General features: G+C 61.4%; 16 protein-coding genes and 2 pseudogenes. 11 read left to right on the top strand and 7 right to left on the bottom strand.

Annotated features, from left to right (window positions below; all coding sequences use genetic code 11):
• The first annotated feature begins 494 nt into the window (after positions 1-494).
• The 5 genes from M3461_22255 to M3461_22235 all read left to right on the top strand — a co-directional run bounded on the left by M3461_22255 (position 495) and on the right by M3461_22235 (position 3,161).
• Entirely contained in the window at positions 495-872 is a 378-nt protein-coding gene (locus M3461_22255) for a nucleotidyltransferase domain-containing protein (GenBank protein ID MDQ3776876.1), read from the top strand.
• Positions 869-1,282, top strand: coding sequence for a HEPN domain-containing protein (locus tag M3461_22250; protein MDQ3776875.1), 414 nt, complete (start codon positions 869-871; stop codon positions 1,280-1,282). Before M3461_22255 ends, M3461_22250 begins: the two co-directional genes overlap by 4 nt.
• A 347-nt stretch (positions 1,283-1,629) precedes the next feature.
• A complete protein-coding gene (locus tag M3461_22245; protein MDQ3776874.1) occupies positions 1,630-2,211 on the top strand; it encodes a Uma2 family endonuclease in 582 nt (193 codons plus the stop codon).
• Positions 2,212-2,480: 269 nt separating this feature from the next.
• Positions 2,481-2,864, top strand: coding sequence for a hypothetical protein (locus tag M3461_22240; protein ID MDQ3776873.1), 384 nt, complete (start codon positions 2,481-2,483; stop codon positions 2,862-2,864).
• Positions 2,865-2,924: 60 nt separating this feature from the next.
• A complete protein-coding gene (locus tag M3461_22235) occupies positions 2,925-3,161 on the top strand; it encodes a hypothetical protein (GenBank protein MDQ3776872.1) in 237 nt (78 codons plus the stop codon).
• 69 nt (positions 3,162-3,230) lie between these two features.
• Here M3461_22235 and M3461_22230 read toward each other — a convergent pair whose 3' ends face one another.
• Positions 3,231-3,458 (bottom strand): HEPN domain-containing protein, encoded by a 228-nt coding sequence (locus M3461_22230; protein MDQ3776871.1) that lies wholly within the window; start codon positions 3,456-3,458, stop codon positions 3,231-3,233.
• Between the two features lie 54 nt (positions 3,459-3,512).
• Here M3461_22230 and M3461_22225 point away from each other — a divergent pair.
• Positions 3,513-4,028 (top strand): annotated as a pseudogene (locus M3461_22225) (capsular biosynthesis protein).
• A 313-nt stretch (positions 4,029-4,341) separates the two neighbouring features.
• On the opposite strand, the gene M3461_22220 reads toward M3461_22225, so the two are convergent.
• Positions 4,342-5,379, bottom strand: a complete 1,038-nt coding sequence (locus M3461_22220; GenBank protein MDQ3776870.1) for a glycosyltransferase — start codon at positions 5,377-5,379, stop codon at positions 4,342-4,344.
• A 452-nt stretch (positions 5,380-5,831) separates the two neighbouring features.
• Here M3461_22220 and M3461_22215 point away from each other — a divergent pair, with 452 nt between their 5' ends.
• Positions 5,832-6,044 carry a hypothetical protein gene (locus M3461_22215; GenBank protein MDQ3776869.1) on the top strand — a complete coding sequence of 71 codons (213 nt, stop codon included), beginning with the start codon at positions 5,832-5,834 and terminating at the stop codon, positions 6,042-6,044.
• Positions 6,045-6,229: 185 nt separating this feature from the next.
• Positions 6,230-6,570, top strand: a pseudogene (locus tag M3461_22210) (dTDP-4-dehydrorhamnose 3,5-epimerase).
• Here M3461_22210 and M3461_22205 read toward each other — a convergent pair.
• From M3461_22205 to M3461_22195, 3 genes are all read right to left on the bottom strand, one after another.
• Positions 6,567-7,562 (bottom strand): glycosyltransferase, encoded by a 996-nt coding sequence (locus M3461_22205; protein MDQ3776868.1) that lies wholly within the window; start codon positions 7,560-7,562, stop codon positions 6,567-6,569. The pseudogene M3461_22210 and the gene M3461_22205 overlap by 4 nt on opposite strands.
• Positions 7,550-8,689, bottom strand: a complete 1,140-nt coding sequence (locus M3461_22200; GenBank protein ID MDQ3776867.1) for a glycosyltransferase — start codon at positions 8,687-8,689, stop codon at positions 7,550-7,552. Before M3461_22200 ends, M3461_22205 begins: the two co-directional genes overlap by 13 nt.
• A 71-nt stretch (positions 8,690-8,760) precedes the next feature.
• Entirely contained in the window at positions 8,761-9,780 is a 1,020-nt protein-coding gene (locus M3461_22195; protein ID MDQ3776866.1) for a class I SAM-dependent methyltransferase, read from the bottom strand.
• A 1,880-nt stretch (positions 9,781-11,660) separates the two neighbouring features.
• Between M3461_22195 and M3461_22190 the strand changes: the two genes are divergently transcribed.
• Complete coding sequence (locus tag M3461_22190; GenBank protein ID MDQ3776865.1) at positions 11,661-14,912, top strand: hypothetical protein; 3,252 nt, start codon at positions 11,661-11,663, stop codon at positions 14,910-14,912.
• Positions 14,913-15,927: 1,015 nt separating this feature from the next.
• On the opposite strand, the gene M3461_22185 is transcribed toward M3461_22190, so the two are convergent.
• Together M3461_22185 and M3461_22180 are read right to left on the bottom strand one after the other, a co-directional pair.
• Positions 15,928-16,809: a class I SAM-dependent methyltransferase gene (locus tag M3461_22185; protein MDQ3776864.1), complete on the bottom strand. Its 882-nt coding sequence runs from the start codon at positions 16,807-16,809 to the stop codon at positions 15,928-15,930.
• 14 nt (positions 16,810-16,823) lie between these two features.
• Entirely contained in the window at positions 16,824-17,945 is a 1,122-nt protein-coding gene (locus tag M3461_22180) for a glycosyltransferase family 4 protein (GenBank protein MDQ3776863.1), read from the bottom strand.
• Between the two features lie 332 nt (positions 17,946-18,277).
• Here M3461_22180 and M3461_22175 point away from each other — a divergent pair, with 332 nt between their 5' ends.
• Both M3461_22175 and M3461_22170 read left to right on the top strand, forming a co-directional pair.
• On the top strand, positions 18,278-18,442 hold the full coding sequence (locus tag M3461_22175) for a hypothetical protein (protein MDQ3776862.1): 165 nt from the start codon (positions 18,278-18,280) through the stop codon (positions 18,440-18,442).
• 1,641 nt (positions 18,443-20,083) lie between these two features.
• On the top strand, positions 20,084-20,965 hold the full coding sequence (locus tag M3461_22170) for a class I SAM-dependent methyltransferase (protein ID MDQ3776861.1): 882 nt from the start codon (positions 20,084-20,086) through the stop codon (positions 20,963-20,965).
• The last annotated feature ends 75 nt before the right edge of the window (positions 20,966-21,040 follow it).

The raw sequence follows: 21,040 nt of genomic DNA, 5'->3' as shown, positions 1-21,040 counted from the left end.
TCTCCCTCTCGTTCAGGGAGCACCGGGACACTCCCTCCCCTGTCCGCTTGCGGACGGGGGAGGGCGGGGGTGGGGGTCCGGCCTTGGCGGGCTGACCAAGCCCTGTCCCGGCCGCGGCGCCTTTTACCCCCACCCTAGCCCTCCCCCGCTCCGCAGGGGAGGGGATCGGAAACTCACTCCCCCGCGACCGGGAGCGGGTGGGCATGATGGGATAAAAATCAATCAAAATATTTGATCTGATTCCCCTCATCCTAACAGCCATGTCGAGGGCGTCGACACCCCGAAGGATGAAAGTTTGTACTTTCACGGCAACCTGACGGAGAAGGGACCTCTGAGTTTGTCGAAGTCGTTCTGTATAACAATGGCTGCGTAAGAATCTAATGCTCCACGAGCGATTCAACGCCATCCTGGATACTGCGCGCCATGCATGTCTGACCTATTACGCAGCAAGGCTGGTGAGCCTCGCGGTGTTTGGGTCGGCGGCCCGGGGAACCATGCGGCCTGACTCAGACGTGGACCTTCTTGTGGTGGTGAGCGAGCTTCCTCGGGGGCGCCTGGCCAGGGTCCGGGACTTCGAAGCCGTGGAGGCCGCCACAGCCGGAGTGCTAAGCTCAGCGGAGCGGGAGGGGATCCGGACTACCCTGTCGCCCGTGCTCAAGACCCCGGAAGAAGTGTGGAAAGGGAGCCTGCTGTTTTTGGACATGGTCGACCAGGCGGCGATCCTGTTTGATCGAGAGCACTTCCTGCGCCGGTACCTCGAGGAGCTTAGGGCACGGCTTGCGGCGCTAGGCGCAAGGCGCGTCTATCGGCGGGGTGGCTACTACTGGCTACTGAAACCCGGTCTGAAGCCGGGGGAGGACCTCAGGCTGTGACCGCCGACGAACTGGCACGCGCCTATCTTGCCAAGGCCAGCAAGCGCCGCAGGGTACTGGAAGTGCTGCTCGAGGAGGAAGGCTATTCCGACGTGGTGCGGGAAGCCCAAGAGCTTGTCGAGCTCGCCTTGAAAGGCATGCTCCGGATTGTGGGGATCGACCCGCCAAAATGGCACGATGTTGGACCGATCCTGAAGGAACAGTCGCAACTGTTCCCGGAATGGATGACAAATCACATCGCTCAGCTTGCCGCCATCTCCAGATGGCTGCGAAAAGAACGCGAATTTTCGTTTTATGGCGATGTGGATTTTATCCCAACGGAAGAATACACGCGTGAGGACGCAGAGCGGGCGATGCAGGATGCGCTATTTGTTCTGGATAAGGCACGGCAACTACTGCAAGCGAAGTAAAATGGTCATGCCAGGCGCAGACGTCAGATGGTCGGAAGTGATTGAAGATCCGCGAGCTCGAGGCCACGGGGTCGCCTTCCGCTCACACAGCGACACCGAGGTCTTGCTCCACCTCTACGCCAATCGCGGCGAATGAATGGGGCGAAATCGTCCTTGACCCCGCCTACAATAAACGCGGGCTCCTACAAGCTCAACGATCTGGGCCCCTCAGGGACAACGGGCACGATGGCAGGGTACCAACGGAATGCTGAGCAAGCACGAAGGTGTTGCAGTAGCGGATGTCGCATGGGGATCGAAACGCCGTTCACGTCACGCTGCTTAGCGTGAGGCGATCGAGAGGTTTGCATATGGGTAGCTCGTCCATCGTCGTCCGTTTGCAGCCCATTGTAAGTCTGACGGATGATCAGATCTATGAGTTCTCCCAGATCAACCGGGATCTGCGGATTGAGCGCAACGCACGGGGAGAGTTGATCATCATGCCGCCTACGGGGGGAGATACCGGTAACCGAAACGCCGAGATCACGATGCAGTTGAGGTTGTGGGCCAAGCGTGATGGCACCGGAAGCACGTTCGATTCCTCAACCGGTTTTCGGCTTCCTGACGGAGCAGTGCGTTCACCTGATGCGGCATGGATCCCGTACTCACGCCTGAATACGTTGACGGCGGAACAGAGAAAGCGATTTATCCCTCTATTCCCTGACTTTGTGATCGAGCTCTGCTCTCCAGCCGATGGCCTGAACGATCTACAAGCGAAGATGGGGGAGTATATAGACAACGGGGCCCAGTTGGGGTGGCTGATTGATACAGAGCGGAGGCTCGTCCATGTCTACCGCCCTCACGAACCGGCACGAGAATTAGAAAACCTCGAAACAGTATCGGGTGACCCGGTGCTTCCCGGCTTTGAGCTGGACCTGCGTGAGATATGGTAATAGGGTCAAGTTCCACAATGGCGATGCTGATACACAAGCTTAAGCTGGAAGTGGCATAGCAGTAGCCGAAATCCGTTCTCTTTACGGAAACGATGGGTCAATCGTTGCCTGAGCCTGGCCAGTCATTCTCACAGGGTGGATGAAGCTATCAAGGCGCGAGCAGAGGAACTCGAAAAGCAAGGTCTGGGGGTGATAGATGCACTGCACGTGGCCTGTGCTGAGGCATCTGAGAGAATGAACCATACGCAAATATTCACGATGTTTAGGTCGTGCATAATGAATATCTCGAATGGCTGTTCGAAGGCGGGTTGATGGGCGCATTCATTTTGCTGCTCTTGCTCGCCCTCTATTCTCGCCAGTGGTTCAGGATACGGGCACACACCCAGTGGCCGACCTTCCGCTTTGCCCAGATCGGGGCGGGCATAGGATTGTTATTGATCTCCCTGCACGGGTTGGTGGATTTCAACTGGCATATTCCCGCCAACGCCCTCTACACCGCCTTTCTCGCGGCCGTGTTCTTTCATGCTCCCGATATGCGCCCAATGAAACCGCCTGAAGGGCGTCGGTCCACACACCGAACATTCGAGCGCGAGGCATTACCGATTAACCCCGCACCTTCTCCTGTGCCCGTGGCCAATCCTTTCTTGGAATGAGGTGTAACAACGGATAGCTCGTTGGCTTTTTAAGCGACCATGATCGACCTCCACTGCCACATGCTGCCCGCGATCGATGACGGTGCGCCTGAGTGGGACACCGCCTTGGAGATGGCCCGCATCGCCATAGGCGATGGGATCCGAGTGACGGTCTGCACACCCCACATCTATCCTGGTCTCTACGAGAATACAGCACAGGGTATTCGCGCGTCTGTGACGGTGTTTGAGGAGCACCTGCAACAGGGCGGGGCTCTCTCTGAAGCTTGGCGTCGGTGCAGATACCCATCTTGTCCCTGACCTACTGGCCGGTTTGCGCAGCGGCCGTATCCCTACGGCAGATCCAGCTCGAAGCCGGGGAGTACCGGTTTACCCGATAGTGTTTCGAGGTTTTCTAATTCTCGTACCGGTTCGTGAGGGCCATTTTGGCGGGTCGATCCCCACAATCCGGAGCATGCCTTTCAAGGCGAGCTCGACAAGCTCTTGGGCTTCCCGCACCACGTCGGAATAGCCTTCCTCCTCGAGCAGCACTCCCAGTACCCTGCGGCGCTTGCTGGCCTTGGCACGATAGGCGCGCGCCAGTTCGTCGGCGGTCACAGCCCGAGGTCCTCCCCCGGCTTCAGACCGGGTTTCAGTAGCCAGTAGTAGCCACCCCGCCTGAATGGCAGCCGTTATTTCCTGTTGGAGCCGCCTCACCATGTAGCCCCACCGCGCTTGCTGGAGACCTGCTTCGCACTGCTTGCGACCGGTTACCTACCGATCATTACGCATCCTGAGCGTTTGAGCTGGATTGAAGATAATTATCCATTGTTTCAGGAGTTGGCCAATCGAGGCGTATGGATGCAGGTGACGGCCGGGAGCCTTACAGGCCGTTTCGGTCCCCAGGCGCGCTATTGGGCGGAACGCATGTTGGATGAGGGCCTGGTGCACCTTCTGGCAACCGACGCGCATGGTGTGCAGCACCGGCCGCCTTTGCTAGCAGAAGGACGGCGAGCGGCCGAGCGCTGGCTTGGTACACAAGAAGCGATGCGGCTAGTGGAAGAGCGGCCACAAGGCGTGCTTCAGGACATCGATTCAAATCAGTTGCCCGTCCCACCCGGATTGCTACCTCCTGACAGAAAAAAGCGCAGGATATCGGCTTCTTTTTGGCGGCAGCTATTCGCGTGATTCAGAATAAGCAAAATCCTGTGCATGAAGTGTTGGAGTTACTCATGCCGGCCTGATAAGTTCGGGCTCCTTGAGCCTACAAAATTATTAACCTTCCACGTCGTGTTTGATCGAAACTAAAGATGCTTCGGTGTCCGCGGAAAGGGGATCACGTCCCGGATATTGGTAGTCCCGGTCAGCATCACGGTTAAGCGCAGCGGTCATCGACACGACCACGTTGCTCATTCCGCCGTAACGCGCGGCAATGGCCGGTATCACGTGCAGAGTCCTTATTGCCATCGCAAGTTACTGAAGAAGCTTGCCATCGAATAGCTCAACCCGCAATTCGCGCGTTTGCCAATCGCTCATAGAGCGAAAGATAGCGCCGCGCCACGTCGTCCAGTGAAAAGCGTTCCCGGTTTCGGCGGCCGAGTTCGACCAGATTCTCGCGGTACGCCGCGTCATTTATTACGCGCTCACAGCCCTGGCGGATTGAATTCACATCAAATGGATCGACGAAGCACGCGCCACGTCCAGCCACTTCCGGCATGGAAGAGCAGTTGCTGGTCACAATTGGCCGCTCGACCCACTGCGCCTCGATAATCGGCATCCCAAATCCTTCATAGGTAGAAACGAAACTGACGAGATCGCACTCGCAGTACGCGCAATACATCGCCGCCTCGTCAAGATTCTCTTCCGCTTTATAGGAGATACCGCTATGTGCCAGTTCGTATCGCAAGGATGGATTTAGGTGGCCGACGATCTTCAAATGACAGGGCAGTCCCTGCAATGCTAGAATCAATCGCAGTAGATTCTTGTTTTCCGCGGTTCCAATGTGCAGAATTCGCGGGCATTCGCTCCGAAAAACATACCGACTGGGTTGGAATACCGGCGCGGCAGCGTCGGGTATGACCTCGATCTTGCCCTCCGGCACTCGGACGCTGCGCAATAGCTGGCGTTTTGTTTCCTCTGAAATGACAGTCACAGCAGCCACGCGCTGAATCGGCAAATCGTACCAGAGCACGCGCAGCAACCAGCGCCTGATGCCCGAAAACCGCTCGAGCGACCGGCAGTCGTGAATTGTGAGAATCGTTCTGCCCGGAGAGAGCATCAACGCCACGTAATGAATATCGCCCGTGATGTGGTTCACGCTTCCCTGGTTTCTGCGTGCCCACACGATGTTCGCAATCCGCGGCCAAACTCCCTTCGACCGATGCGGCACGACCGCCAATTTGACCCCTAGGCCAAGCTCGCGCATTTTGTCCCGCAAAATGGCAAACAAAACCTCGATACTGATCTGATCGGGGAACGGGTTGCGGTGAAAGTGAACGACGCGCCCGGAGATGACTTTTAGATTTGCAGTAGTACTCACGTCGAGGAGCGGCCGGACTTAGATTCTTGCGCGACCGATATTCGATGAGCGGCACTCATTCGCGTTGCTAAGCCGTGTGTAACTTCGTCTCACTCAGGTAGATGTCTGAACACAATGACGAAAATGCGCGAGGAGGGAAATGCATGAGCTTGCTAATCCAGCGGACTGGCCCCCTGGACGAACCGTGGCCCAGCCAGTTGCGGCCGAAGATCTTCACGTCGTGCAAGGCCCATATCATTTGCAATGCAGCGCAAAATCGTCCACGCTTGGCTCTCTCACAGGGCCGCGAAACTTTTCCTCCTTATACCAATCCTGCATCGAGCTCCACCGACCATAACCGAGCGGCACTCAAATTCGCTTCGCAGATTCACATTGTTCGGAACTCCGAGCACAAATTCTCCGCTAGGCGCAAGACGAGAGCCAGCCTCCCGAAATAGAGATTTCGGTGAATTGTGCCAATGTTCCATGCTGTCGAAACTGGTGACGATATCGAGCTTGTCGACAACGTACTCCAGTTGCATCATAGTTATGGGGTGGAGATTGCAAGTCGCGACATTATCGACGTCGGAATGACCGGACTACCAGCCCACGCTGCGATTCACTTGATCGCCGAAGTCGTCGACAAGCACTACCCGGCCAAATCCTACAGCCGCGCAGCCGATTGAAAATAGACCGATTCCACCTCCAATATCGCAAATCGAAAGCTCTTTGGGCGGTGCGACATTGATCGACGTTAGAATGTGAAATGCAATGCTCGCGGATGTCCTACCGCTTGTCCGGCCACTAAGTTCGGCGGGTATTTTGCGGCAATACCCTGCGCGGACTGCACTATCACCTCAAGCAGGCCGACCTGTGGTTCGTCCCGACCGGCGACGTGCGCGCGATTCTGTTCGACTTCCGCGCCGGCTCGCCCACCTTCAAGCGCGTGACCTCCTTCGAGCTGGACGACGCGCGCCACCTGGCGCTCTAGCCGGCGTCGCGCACGCGTTCCTCGCGCGCATCGACTCGTTCATGACCTACCTCGTGGACGAGTACTATGACGGCGCCGACGAACTCGGCATCCGCTGGGACGACCGCGCGCTCGGTATCGACTGGGGCGTCGCGCAGCCCATCGTCTCGGATCGCGATCGGCAGAATCCCGCGCTCGCCGACATCGGGCCGGCGGCGCGTCCGAAGTACAGGCCGCGCTAGCCGACCGCGTCGATGATCTTACGCGCGCGCACCTGATAGGTGTCGCTGCGCACGCGCTGCCAGCCGGCTTCCGCAATGGCGCGCCGGCGCTTGTCGTTGCCGAGCAGCCCGATCGCCACGCGGCGCAGCTCTTCGGGGGTCGAGAACGTCGCCACCTCGACGCCGTCCTGCATCAGCTCGAGCACGGCGTTGGTCGACTCGGACAGCGCGCAGGCGCCGCACGCCGGGTTCTCGAACGTGCGCATGTTGTGCGCGGTCTTCTGGCTGCGCCGCATCACATTGATGGCGAGCGTGGCGTGTGCGAGCAATGACACCATGGGCTTCCCGTTGCCGACCGAGCCTCGGATACACGCGGCCAACGGATCGCCAGGAGGAAGGCGGGCCCACGACCACCTCCCCCACAGCCCCAGCGGGAGGTCCGCGATGGCACGCAGGTAGCGGATGCGCTCTTCGTCGGGGTTTCCGACGAAGACGATCTCGGGATGATCGGGCGGACGCGGACCGGCGAACTCCGGGTCGTGGATCTCGTGGTCGCGCGCGAACGCCATGAACTCCGCTCGGATTCCCGCCCGCCGCAGTTGACCCACCGCGAATCGATCGTGGACGAAGACGCGATCCAGGCGCTTCAGCTGCCCGGGCAGGGTACGGCCGATCGGCGCCGCGCCCACGGCCTCGCCGGGGTTGTCCGGAAACACGTTGACCACCCGCGCTCCGTTCCGCTGCCAAGCCTCGACCGTGCGTGCCATGACGCCGACACCCTTCACGATGACCACGAGCGGCGGCGAGAGGGCCGAAACCGCGTCGCGCAAGCCTGCCTGGGCGGCCATCATGGCCGCTGATGGGAAGCGAACGTGCTCCCCACGAAGCGCGTGAAGGCCGTGCCGCGACACATCGTGACCGAGGGCCCCGAACGCACGTGCGTAGGTTGAATCGAGCCCGACGTCAGAGTCGGGGCGGAACTCCGAAACGACGGCGATCCTCACGGCGGCCACGCACCCCATTCGTTGCGCACGCTCCGCCGGGCGACGGCTGCAACACTCGGCCAGTCTGCCGGCATACCCTTGTAGCAACACCGCTCCACCAAGTGCTCAAGCTCTTCCGAGGCTGAATCCAAATCGAAGGCCCGGACACGTTCTGTAACCTCTTCGTGGAAGGGCCGCCGGCGGATCGCGGCGGCCAGCGACGCCAGCGCGCCGCCCAGACGGTCGGGATCATCGGGCTCGGCTACCCATCCCGTGCGCCCGGTGATCACGAGATCCGCAGCCGAGCCGACCGCGGTGGTGGCGACCACAGGCACGCCGCAGGCCATGGCTTCGAGAACGCTCAATCCCCAAGGCTCGACCTTGGGCGCGTGAACGAAGATGTCGGCAGCACCATAGTAGAGAGGCAGCTCCTGGTAGGGCACGTACCCTTCCATGCGAAGAGCGGCACCCCATCGCTGAGCGCCGGCAGTTGACCGGGTCGCCTCACGCATGGGGCCGTCACCGACCAGCAGGAAGCGAGCCTTGGGCACCTTCCGGTGCATGCGGCCGAACGCGCGCACCAGGCCCAGCGGATCCTCGCGCTCGCTCAGCTTGGTCACCGCGACGACGACCGTCGCGCCGTCGCCGGCCCAGCGTCGCAGCTCGGCCGAGCGCTCGCCGAGCGCCTTCATCCGCGCCTGCCACCAAGCGACGTCGACGGGATAGAGGCCGCGCGCGATCCGATCCTCGGGAACCCCGGTGCTGGCGCAGAACTGGCGCGCCAGGATCCCGGTCACGAGGAAGCCGTCGAAGAGCCGGTTCTTGGCCGCGTGCGCCAGCGCCGACGCGGTGCGCGTCGGCTCGCGGCGCGTCCGCTCGTTGAGCGTCTTGTCGCCGGGCAGGATCACGGCGGCCCCGCGCCGGGCCGCCGCCGCGCGCGCCGACCAGGTGATGGAGGCGGTCCAACCGGCGGTCAGCACGGCGTCAGGCGCCTCGGGCAGGGCATCGATGCGCGCGGCCACCTCGGCGGCCGGCACCTCCTCGCTCGCGATCGACGGCAGCTCGCCCCAGCCGACCTTGCGGCCGACCTCGGGGTCGTGCCGGCGCGCGGTCGAGGTGTACCAGACCACCGGCCGCAGCCGGCCGCGCCGCTCCATGGCCGCCCACACAGGAGGATCGTACTGCGTCGGATGGTCGAGGACGCACAGCAGCGTCCGAGGCGCGCCGCTCACCGGACGAGCCGCAGCCCGATGACGTCGCCGTCGTGCTGCCGACGCGACCACGCGTGATAGCGATGCTTCCAAAGACGCGGGCCGAGCGACCGGAAATCGGGCGCTGTCCGCGGTCGCCCTTTCTTGCCGTCGGCGTCGACCGCCGTGGCCGCCGCCTCCCAGATCGGAAGGAACTGCACCTCGTCTACTCGAAGCCGCGCTTGGCTCGCAACGGCACGCAGAGCGGCCTCAGTGAAGTGACTGAGGTGATGAGGCAGCGCCATGTTGCCCCACGAAAGCCCCGCCGTGCGCGCGGCCCAGCAGCCGAAGTTGGGTACCGCGATCACGATCGCGCCGTCGGGTCGCAGCCGCTCGCCGAGCTGCCGGAGCGTCGCGACCGGATCGACGATGTGTTCGAGCACGTGCTCGAGCCGGATGACGTCGAACGCCTCCTTCGGCAGGTCGGCGAACGATCGCGCAACCTGGATGCCCGCGCGCTCGAGCTTGGGCAGGCCGGGCTGGTCGATGTCGTAACCCCACAGATCGCGAAACCCCTGCGCGGCCATCGAGCGTAGCCACCAGCCCCAGCCGCAGCCGAAGTCGAGGGTGCGCGCATCCCGACCGCGCTCGAACGGCTCGGACGTCGTGAACGGCACCGTGCGCGCGCCCGCGAACTCCAGCGCCGCGGTCACCACCGCCGCGCCCCGACGCAGCGCCGCCGGCGCCGCCCCCCCGTCGCGGCCCGCGAAGGCCGCGACCTCGGAGATCAGCATCTTCACCTTGCGCGACGGCGTCGCGGTCGCGCGCTGGCCCGCCTCGCCGTCATACGCGCAGTAGTCGGCCGAGTACAGCGCGCGCAGCGTCGCGTCGTCGGGCGGCGGATCGAGACGCCCGAGGCCGCACCCTCGGCACCGGAGAAGCCGAAACTCCCAAGTCCCCCGTGCCTCCCCGGCGCCCCAGGCGAAGCCATCGTTGGCGAGCACCTCCGGAGCACCATCGCTTTCGCAGGCGATGCACCGAAAACCGTTCTGGGCCATGGGTAGATTCTGCCCTTTCGCTAGGTGACGGAAGTCATCGGCGAGAGGGCAGAACCCCCTTTCAAACCCTGCGTGCGGATTTCCCGCACCCGGCTTGCCGATGGTCCGCTGATGGGGCTTGCACCGACTGAGTCGTCGGCTCGGCCCGCACCCGTAGCCCGTCTTGAGGTTCGCCCCAAGAGTGACCAAAGCAGGGCCCCTTCCCTCCGATCACGTTGTTCTGCACGGTCATCGTCGGTACTACGAGCCCCTCGGACTCCCGCTGCGCCGCGCTCGACTTCGCCTTCGGCTTATACGAGCCACGCTGCCCGACCGTAGCCACGCAGACGGGCCTCCCGTGTTCCACGCTGCGCCCCGTACTCCCCCGCCAGGACCCGCCGCGCATTCCGTACTGGTGCGTCGAGGGTGGGCTTCGCCGTGACATGAGCGGCTCCGGCTCCCGGATTGTTCCTCTGTCGAGGCTGCAGGCTTCACCTGATGTTGCGGCCCACGTGCTTGCTCCCCGCTGCGCGGCTCGCGCCGCCTGACGGGCTTTCGACGCCCCGCTTCGACGTACGGCCTCTCGACCGCGATCGGGGGCCTGCTATCCGGCACAGCGGCGTCTACCGGAGCGGGACTTCCACCCGCTGGAAAAGCGCAGCGAGAATCGGCACCGACCGGCCGGACCCTCTTTCGTCACGGCGCACCATACCGATAGTCAAGGATAGGACATTCAACGCGGTTTCGCAACGCATATTGCCGGGTCAGACAGGCCGGGTGGCAACGGGGCAACCGCCGCTGGGACGGGAAGAGGTCGTTTGGGTTGGCCATGGCCGGTGTCCAGGTGGCTGTGGGGGGACGCAGAGGTGGCAGTTCTTAGCCCGTACGCGAGCCCGCCGGTGCCGGTCAATAGCCTTGATCGGCAGGACGGTGGGGAGTGGGAAGGCGCCTACCCGCTCACGCGCTGGTCGAGATCAGGCTCACTCAGCGCGAACGTTTCGCCTTCGCGTGTATCGAAGTCCCCCTCCCCATCGGGGCGGACCTCGGGCGGCGGGGGCGATGCGCGGGGGGGGGGTGGGTGGGCTCGCCGAGGTATGCGAGGATAATGGAATGGACTCCACCCCCTCCCTAACGGCATCGTGATGTGCCACGCTGCGTCTGAAACACGTTCTTTGCAATGTCTAACCCGATCGTCGTAGAATTCATATTTCGAGCGGTGCCCCAGCAGACGCCGCCCCAGCTCGAAGTCTCCGCACCCGAGATCGACGACTTTTGCTTCTGCCGGACCAGTGGGTGTCCAGGTACTCGCCGATGCGGTTTGTATACGGCGTTGTGATCTCGTCGGTGACAGAACCGCCACCGGAGCAGAATTGACGTGATTGACCACCCCAGGCATTGTGCGGTAAACGGTCGCAAAAATTCCCGATGGAGAGCAAAGTGCGTTTTTTCCTGTCCTGGGCCGCTCGTCTGTACGCGCGGTACTGATGCAAGAGCTGTCTGGGTATCAACGATTTCAGCTTTTCTATCACAGTCGTGTCAATTTCCATAGGTCGTCTGCGCGATGTAATGAGTGCGCCGCTCCACTGGCTGCTCGAGCGACATGGGCGATCCGGAGGCCTTCGCACAGTGCGGAGGGAACGAGCTGATGTCTCACCGCGGCTATTACGCTACGCAGACCCCATCATTTCCATTGAAGCGGACGAATGTATCATCTCGGTGCATCATGGTTGAAAGCGAGCGACGCGCATGGTAGCGGAGGCTTTTCGATACCACAATCGCGTAATTCCTCTTCGGTACCGTGCTAGACAGGAGGTCGCTGCAGCCCGTGATAGCATCAATTCCGCGTGCCGCAGAATAGGAGTCCCGGAATGCCGTCCGCTCGAATGTTAGCCCCGTCGCGCGTGCTTTACCGCCTGCTGACCCTCGCGTGCTCCCTGTTCTGTGCCGCGGCCGCCTGTGCGGCGGAAAATCAATCCCTCACGGCGAGCTTCGATCAGGCCTTGACCGCGGGTATCGACGGCCGGGAGTGGAATGCGAGCTTCCCGAATGCCATGACGGTCGACGCCGTCCATCGGGCAGTCTTGGTTCGCTTTCCCGCGGTTGCGGACAGCATAAGAAGCAAGCTCAACGGTGGGTTGGACATCGCCAAAGCCGAGGTAGTCCTCGAATATGGTGGCTACGAAATCGTGCCGCAGGGTTATACGGTTCGCGTCGGAAGCAAACAAAAGTGGGCGCAGAATCAGCCGCAGTGGCATATCGTAGCGTGGCCGCTGCGACAGCCCTGGGTTCCTGAGCCAGGGCACGGACCGACCTTCAATGCCTATGTGGACGGTGTAGGCTATTGGGCCAAGTACGGCGCGGCAGACATTAAACGCGACCGCTTTGACGTGCGACTCGGACCCGTCGAGTTGTCGCGGGTAAGGCCCCAAGGCCGCATCGACATCACCGCCCTGCTGACGGGCAACGGTCTTGATAAAGATATCGGCAAGCGGCTGAGATGGATTGAGGAGAAGGGACTGCTCCTAAAAAAGCTCGAAACCTATGACATGCGTTACCGGGAAAAAACCCCGGATGCCCAATACGAGTGGAACGTTCCTACCGGGGGCCACGGACTGAAGTTCAAAAACGCCCGGCTGGTCGTGACATTCAAACCGGCCGCCGGAAAGCACGCGAATGCCTCGCTCGTGCAACTTCCGCCGCCGACCGACATCTCCAGGCTGATCGCCGAGCTCGAAAAGTCAGGGGCCAAAGGCAAGCCCACAGCAGTGATGCCTTCGCCCGCGCAGTTCAACGAGCTGGCGAAGCAGCTTGCCATCAATCCGTTGACGACGATGACGCCGTGGCTGTTTCGCCACGTAATGGACGTATACAAGATCGGTGGAGACCGAGCGAGCCCATGGGGGAAGGCGTTGGACGCGGGCGATTACAAGCAATATGAGCGGCTGATCCGGGACATATTGGAGACACCGCCGCGCTATCAGCGAGGATGGGGCATCCATGACGAACTTCTGGTCTGGTACTTGTACCGTCAGTTGCTGCCCGATTACGTCCAGGACCACATCAAGGCATATTGGGACTCCTGGCTCATGCCCGACATTCCCACGAGCGAGCTCTTCCACCCGAACAGCAAAGAAGCGGCGGAGTACTGGGAGAAAACCAAGGACTGGCGCGGGCGCTCATCATTCTTCCGCGACGGTTACCTCTACACGATGACGACGCAGAACTTCCACCACACAGCCGCAATGGGCGCGCTTCTCGGTGGAAGCATAATCGGCTCGGAGCATGCAATGGCCGATGGCCGGCACGGTTTGGAACAGTATGTTCTCAAGCTGTGGACGTTGCGTGATGGAACGCCGCAAGAGATGCTCGATCATTATTACTTGTCGGTCACTATCAGCGGACAAAAAGTGATGGCCGATTTCGGTCCGACGCAATCCGACCGGCTCATGGCCGCGATCGCTCTGGATCGCTCCGTCGACCTTCTCGCCAGCGCCTATCATCCCAATCTGAGACGAATCGTCAATCCGTCGGGACGGGCGCGCTTAGCCGGAATCCTCGTTGAACAGGCCGGTATTTACGGGATCCTGCACACACTGTCGCAGAAAGGCGTGCTCAACTATCTCGACCGCGGCTACGATGCAAAGGTCCACGACATGCTCATATGGGATTACGACGTGTCCCCGGGCCGCGTGGGAATGCAAGCTCTTCCATCGAAATGGGCGTCCGACTGGGTCGCCCAGATTGTCGACAACAAGCGCTTTCCGTTCGAGGAAACGGCTACCGACACCATGCGCGGCAATTTCAACCCGCCGCTTTGGCGGCGCGCCTATCTCGGCCGGCATTACGGCTTGGCCAGTCAGGACATCAGAGGGGGCACGGCTGACCTTATAGCGCAATGGACTCACAAGGCGGAGCCAGCCAGCACGATGGAGGACCTCGGGACTCTGACGCTGCGCTATGCCGTCAACGATCCAGACATGGCAACTACGGTCGGGGGCGTTATACCGTATGCCGGCGGCATGGTTACGTATCAGCATAAAAATCGTGCGATTGTGTGTACCAAACCGCTGTCGAATCAAAGTCGCATCATGGCTCTCGCGGGCAAGGACGGCCTCCGCAGTCTCGCTACGGTTATCGCCTTGTGGGACTTCCGAACGCAGCAGAACTGGGAGCTCTACGTCGACGGTCGGCAGATCACGCAAATACCGGCGAAGTTGAGAGCGGGCCAGGTGGTCACCATCAAAGATGGGGTGTCCTACCTCGGCATTATTCCCCTCCCGGCTACGGATCTGTCTCGCGCGAGCGAGATCGTCATGGGCAGCGGCGGCGCAGGCAAGACCGAGCCCACGGGGGCCGTGATCAAGCCTGCGCTTATCATTACGTCATACAATTATCAAAACGAGAAAGGGGCCTCGCCCAAGGATTTGGATTGGGCGAAAATCACCACGGCCAGCTACGGCGGATTCGTTGTCGAATTGGGCGATGCGGCGGAATACGGCGACTTTTCGACTTTCTCGAAGCGAATGCAGTCAAATCGGCTCACTACCCAATGGGACGCAGCGAAGAAGCTTCTGAGCGTTGAATACCGCAGCGGACAGGACGTCATGGAAATGGGCTGTGGAACCGATTATGAACAGCCCGACGCGAACTACCCTCTGAAGCCCGGCATGCAAACGAAAGCAGTTCCATATCGCAGGATAAACGGCACGTGGCCTTACCTGCCGGGGATAGATCGCGACACACCTAACTCGCAGCAGGGAACAACGGGACGCCTCGAGAAAAACGGAGCCGTGTTGACGACAGAAGCGGGACGGCCGGCGTATCTGCGGGCAGAGCCGACGAGTGGCGTTTACACCGGATACAACCCACTGCCGGAGCCAGCCGACTGGACGCTGAGCGTACCAGGTGGCGTCGTTATCAGAGGCGCGGGCAAAGTCGGTCTGCTGCGCGTCGCGATCCAGCCCAAGGAAAACCGCCTCTGGATCGATTATGCGGTCAAAGCCGGTCTGAGCCCTGCTGGCATGGCGACCCAACTCACGCTCACCGGCTTCAGACAAGCACCGCGCGTCGAGGTCAACGGAAAGCAGCTTCCGACGCCGACGCAAAGGGCTTTGCCGAATGGACAGACCGCGTACATCGTGCCGCTCGGATGAGACCGTGGTCGGACGCAATCATCGCGGTTTTTTCCTGAGGAAGAGGAAAACATTACCGCTGAGCGGGTGCAGCAAGAAGCTGTGCAGCAACGACAAAAGGAAAAGGAAATAAAGTGCGCGCGACGCGCCAATACTAAGGCTCCCCCGTGTATACATGTATACAAATGAGTAATCGTCACATTTTTCGGGCCGCTAGGGCCTTTTGACTGATCCGAGGGTATTGAGGCGGTACGCCGCCGGAAACACATCGATCGCGTTCCTGTCGGGCTGAATCGTCTTGAGCACATTCGCGTGAAACCGGTTTTTACCAACCGCGCCCCAACGCTACGTAATTACGGAAGTGGGGCAGGCATCATTAATATTAACCGTCAGTGTGCGAGTGGCGGTGAGGTTTTCGGTATTGTTGAAGCACAAGTCATAGGGGCCGGAGCCGGTGGAAGTCGTGCACAAGCCGCCGCTCTGGAAGAGCGTGGACATTCATGTCGTCGCCGGCGCAGCGGCAGCCAGCGTCTTCGCGCCTGGAGATGCATGAGTGATGCGGGAATTCTGGCAGCCGGCGACACCGGGCCCCCGAAGGACTGCCTCGCTGGGTCGTCGCTGCTCTGGCGATAAGTGCAGGTTGGTTGGCCGCGCCAGCCACCGCGACACCTGTAACCGCGGTCTGGTTTCCGCCGCTGGACGCTACCTCGGTCTGCTGAGGCGAAGGAAATTCGATGCGACTGGTCCAGCTCGTATCCGGCACCGTCGGCAGGAAGCCATTAGCTTGAATGGCGTTACCGTTCATGAGCCACGCCGGTAGCCGCGTTGCGCCAGAGAATGTCAGCTTTACCGTCGGCGTTGTAATCTCCGAAGCCGGCCATCCCCCAGGTCCCGTCGGTCACGGTGGGCAAGTAGCCTTCGGCATTACGGCGGAGCCGTTCATGAGGCAGACGTAGTTCTCCACGGTATCGCGGTTGCGCCACACGATGTCGGCGTTATCTTCTGCGTTGTAATCCGCCATGCCCGCCATGTTCCCTTACACACCCTTCCGCGCAGTGACGTACAGGAAAAAGCCCCAGAGGGGCTCAACCCACCGCTTGACCGCGGCCGGCGCGGGGAACTTGTACAGCTGGCGCAGGTCGACGCGCACCGACGCGAACGAGTTGAAGAACGCGCGCATGTCATCGGCGTCGTAGAACCGGACAAAGGGATGCGCGTTGTCCTTCCCCGGCTCCGACGGATCCGTGCTGAGCGTGAGGATGCGATCGAGATCGAACCCGCGGCCTTCGTCTTTCAGGATCACGAACATGTTGGAGACGCGACGCGGGAGGAAGAGCCGCAGCACGGAACCGAGCCCCAGCTTGTCCGCCGCGAGGAGCAGCGCAACCAGGGGCCCCACGGCGTACTTCACGAGCGCATAGTGGTACGACCGCGTGTTATAGACCATCACGGTCGCGCGCCCACCAGGCTTCAGGACACGATGGACTTCGTTGATGCACTGATCGAATTCGGGGACGCACATCAGGACGCCGTGCGAGTACACGACGTCGAAGCGGTCGCTGGGAAACGGCAGTCGCCGCGCGTCACCGACGAACAGCTTGGCTGGCAGACCGTATACCTGGAATCGCCGGCGCGCGAGGCCGATACCGGCGGGCGTGTAGTCGAGGCCGTGCACCTCGGCGCCGTGACGCGCGAACTGCAGCAGGTCGGTGCCCTGGCCGCAGCCGATCTCCAGCACCGTCTTCCCGCGGGCGTCTTCGAAGCCGGCCATCGTGAGAATGCAGGGTTCGGCGCCGTAGCGGTGTGCCTCCACGGCCTCGAAAAACTCCCGCGTGCCGACCTCGTGGCCGGCGCCCTTCTGTACCGCGTTCGGATGCTTGTTCCAGTAGCGCCAAATCGGATCGTCAATAGGAGTCATGTCCCGTCCTCAGTTCACGAGCGTGCGCGCCGCGCGGCCGCGACGTCTTCGAGTACCTGCACCAGAGCCTTGGCCGATCGATCCCAGTCGAACTCCGCCGCACGCGCGCGGCCCCGGCGCGCGAGCGACGCGGCGTGCGCCGGATCGCTCAGCACGCGTGCGAGCGCGCCGGTGAGCGTGTCCTCGTCGGAAGGATCGAAATAGCTGACGGCGTCCGCGCAGATCTCCTCCGCCACCGGAATGCGCGAGGAGACGACCGGCGCGCCGCACGCCATCGCCTCCCCGAGCGGATGGCCGAATGATTCGATGAGCGACGGAAACACGAAGGCCGCGGCGTGGCTGTACCACCGGGACAGCTCCGCATGGGGCACGGGGCCCGTCCATCGCAATCGCTCGCCAAGTCCGGCACGCGCCGCGTCGGCTTCCACTTCCGCCACGTACGCACGCTCCTGCAGCGCGCCGGCGATCACGAGCAGGTGATCCGGACCGGCCACGCGCGCAAACGCCCGCACGAGCGGTCCCAGGTTTTTGTACGCATTCACCGCACAGACCGTCAGCACGTAGGGAGCGGCCAGCGGCGCCGGCGACGCGGACCCGCGCTCCGCAAAGCGTGCGCTGAGGCCATGATGCACGACCCGGGTCTTCGCGCGCGGAATCCCGCCGTACGTCACGGCCATCGTGCGCGACGCCTCCGAGACGAAGACCACACAATCGGCCTTCCGCGCCGAGGCGCGAAAGAGCGCGCGCAGCAGCGTGAGGCGCGGCTCGTAGCGCCGCAGAAGCGGTCGCAGCTCGGGCGGCGCGTACAGTAGCGAGTTGCGGGCGGAAATCACCGTCGGGCCACGGGCGGCCAGCGGCACAGTGTCCGCCGTACTGAAGAAGACGTCGATGTGCTCCCGCCGCAGCCAGCCCGGCAGCGACAACTGCTCGAAGAGCACGCGCCGGCGTCCGCTCGCCAGCCGCGGGTCGCGCAGGATCCGCATCGCCGACGAGCCGGCGATCTCCGGGCCCTGCGGCGGCACCAGCACGAGATACTCGTGGCACGTGTCGCGGCGGCCGATCGCTGGCAGCATGTTCGCCAGATACGTCGAGCCACCCCCCAGCACGCTGGAAAGCGCGTCGATCGCGACCTTCATCGCTCAACGGCATCGTGCCCATCCGCGCTGCGCGCCTGCCACATCCGGCTGCGGACCCAACGTACTTCCCCGACGGATCCGACGGGATGTCGGCGACTTCTTCGATGACGATCTTCACCGTGTCGCCGAAGCGCTTGCGGAGCTCCCGTGAGAAGAAGTAACGCTCGTCGGCGGTCAGCGGCCGGCTCTTGACCGTGACCACGCGCAGCGTGTCGGGCGCTCGTCCCGCGCGATCTGCACCTTGCGAATCGGCTTGAACGACTCGAGGAGCTGCGCCACCAAGTGCCCCGACGCGTAGCCGCCGTCCGGGAGCGCGAGCAAGTCGAGCGTCCGTGCAACTGCGCCAGCAGCCCGAGACCACGGCCGCAAGCGCAGTGGTCCCGCGCGGCCTCTGCGACATCGCCGACGTGATACCGGATGAGAGACGCCCCATGGTTCGCCAGATTCGTCACCACGACGGCCCCCAGGCCCTGTTCGACGGGGCGTCCGTGGTATGATCACCGCCTGCCCCCGGCGAGACAATGTCACACGCCAGGTCGCAACGACACTTGGCGCCCTTCCCTCCTTTAAGAAGGACAGGGATGTTGCTTGACTATCGCCAAGGCTGGATGGATCATACACTACGAAGGACAGGGATGTTGCTTGACTATCGTCAAGGCTGGACGGATCACAGACTACCGGGAGCAAAAAATGTGCATCAAGGGGAGGTTCTTATACATCGAATTCATCGTTGTCTCTGCGCGCTCGTCGCCGCGATGGGCCTGTTCGGCGTTGTCACCGTCCAACCGCCGCTCCCGAGGGGGTCCTGGGAGAGGTGCAGGGGATAGTCCTCGTTAGTCAGGGCGGGAACCTACACCGTCACCCACTCGGGCATGTTCGGGGCGCGTGTGCTGACCTTAGCGTCCGGGAGCGCCGTCGTGACCCAGGCCAATGGTTGCGTGACCCGGCTTGACCCCAACTCGCGGTTCATCCTCAACTCGCCGAGCGTCTGCCAGGGTGGCGAGGCCGCACTCCAGCGGATCGGACCCTATTATGCGGCAGCGCTGACCGATGTGCCCGTCGCGGCGATGAGTGCGATACGCTTGAGGGGCCTCGGCGGAATCCTTGAAGATACGGGTGCATTTTTGGAGCGACCGCGACGACCGCTGCGTACGTCAGCGGGGGTATTCTGTCCGATATCGCTGGGGGCATTGCGTTTGGGATCTCTGAAGCAACGTCAGGATCAGAGCCATCCCCGGGGCCCTGCGTCATACTTGTGTTCACGCAAGGACGCAAAGCCGCGAATTGTTAGCGCCCCCTTATCTTCGCGCCTTAGCGTCTTTGCGTGTGCTGTAGCTGCCGTTTGAGGTTCATGGTCATACCAGGGCAGACGTCAGTCTGCAACAGAATCCGGTGCAATGAGATGTACCGATGAGAGGGTCGCAAGTTATTGAAGATCTGGCCCTTCGAAATCTCCCGCATCCCGTATAAGCTGGAGTTCAATGAATTCGGAAATCGTCCTTGACGCCGCGTAAAATAAACGCGGGCTCCTACAAGCTGAGCGATCTGGGCTCCTTACGGACAACAGGCACGATGGCAAGGTACTAATCGAATGCTGAGTAAGTAAGCACCCCTAAAGGTGTTGCAGTGGATGTTGCATGGGGATCGAAACGCCCTTCACGTCGCGCTGCTTAGCGTGAGGCGATTGAGAGGTCTGCCTATGGCTAGCTCGTCCATCGTCGTCCGTTTGCAGTCCATTTTAGGTCTCACGGATGATCCGCTCTATCAGTTCTCCCAGATCAACCGGGGATCTGCGGATTGAGGGCAACGCACGGGGAGAGTTGATCATCATGCGACCCACGGGGGGAAATACCGGTGACCGAAACGCCGAGATGACGATGCAGTTGAGGTTGTGGGCCAAGCGTGATGGCACCGGTGGCACGTTCGATTCCTCAACCGGTTTTCAGCTTTCTAACGGAGCAGTGCATTCACGTGATGCGGCATGGAGCCCCTACTCACGCTTGAATACGTTGACGGCGGAACAGAGAAAGCGATTTCCCCTCTATGCCCTGCCTTTGTGATCGAGCTGTGCTCTCCAGCTGATGACCTGAACGACCTACAAGCTAAGATGGGGGAGTAATATAAACAACGGGGCCCAGTTGGGGTGGCTGATTGATACAGAGCGAAGGCACGTCTATGCCATGATCCCACGCGGACCCGATGGCGCAGGGGTTTGGATCTCCGAGGACCGCCGCACCGGCCAGCCCACCGCCGCCTCGCCATCCTCGACTTCTCCGAGCGTGGTGCGCCACAAGGCTGGGAATTTGATATCGTCACAGAAGGTTCTAAATGGAGGGATAACTCCTCCGGCGTCGGAGCGGGTTTATTCCAACCAAGGAAATCCTCCCCTGATTGAGTTACTTGGTAAGGGCTGCAAGCGCTTGCTCGACATCGGCTGTGGCGCAGGTGATAACGCGGGTTTGGTCAAATCCAGGGACTCTGAGTGCGATGTTTTCGGCATTACCCATTCGGCTGTCGAGGCCGATCTGGCACGAAGACACATGGCGCAATGCTGGGTATTCGATATTGAAACAGCGCTTCCTGCTGATCTGGCTAATCAGTCATTCGATGTCCTGATTTTCTCACATGTACTAGAGCACCTTCGAGAACCCGCTGTGGTGTTGGCTCGTTTTTCACGATTACTGCGCAGCGGGGGGCAGGTGCTGATTGCAGTTCCCAATGTTTTGTCCTGGCGTATGAGGGTTCAGTTTCTATTGGGGCGGTTTGAGTACGAATCCTCGGGCGTGCTGGACGACACTCATCTTCGCTTCTTTACCTATTTCACGGCGGATAAGTATTTGCTATCAAAAGCTTCGCAGCTTGAACTAACCAATAAGATCGTAGATGGCAGTGTACCTCTTTGGTGGCTGCGCAGACATGTATTGCCTCGGAAATGGGCGGAATACGTGGATCAATGGGGTTGCCGATACTGGCCCAATCTTTTCGGCGGTCAAGTATTAATCAAGGCAGTAAAGCAATGAAGACGTGTGTTGGAGTGAAAAAAGTTCTGTCTCCAAGAATCTGAAAGATGAAGGAGACTGAGTAGTCCTGGTATT

It is taken from the genome of Pseudomonadota bacterium, assembly GCA_030860485.1.
Lineage (GTDB): Bacteria > Pseudomonadota > Gammaproteobacteria > JACCXJ01 > JACCXJ01 > JACCXJ01.
This window is presented reverse-complemented; position numbering and strand designations above follow the sequence as displayed.

Coding starts and splice junctions, on each gene's coding strand:
- M3461_22255 (MDQ3776876.1), top strand. CDS start 495: ATGCGGCCTGACTCAGACGTGGACCTTCTTGTGGTGGTGAGCGAGCTT.
- M3461_22245 (MDQ3776874.1), top strand. CDS start 1,630: ATGGGTAGCTCGTCCATCGTCGTCCGTTTGCAGCCCATTGTAAGTCTG.
- M3461_22235 (MDQ3776872.1), top strand. CDS start 2,925: ATGCTGCCCGCGATCGATGACGGTGCGCCTGAGTGGGACACCGCCTTG.
- M3461_22200 (MDQ3776867.1), bottom strand. CDS start 8,689: ATGGAGCGGCGCGGCCGGCTGCGGCCGGTGGTCTGGTACACCTCGACC.
- M3461_22195 (MDQ3776866.1), bottom strand. CDS start 9,780: ATGGCCCAGAACGGTTTTCGGTGCATCGCCTGCGAAAGCGATGGTGCT.
- M3461_22185 (MDQ3776864.1), bottom strand. CDS start 16,809: ATGACTCCTATTGACGATCCGATTTGGCGCTACTGGAACAAGCATCCG.
- M3461_22180 (MDQ3776863.1), bottom strand. CDS start 17,945: ATGAAGGTCGCGATCGACGCGCTTTCCAGCGTGCTGGGGGGTGGCTCG.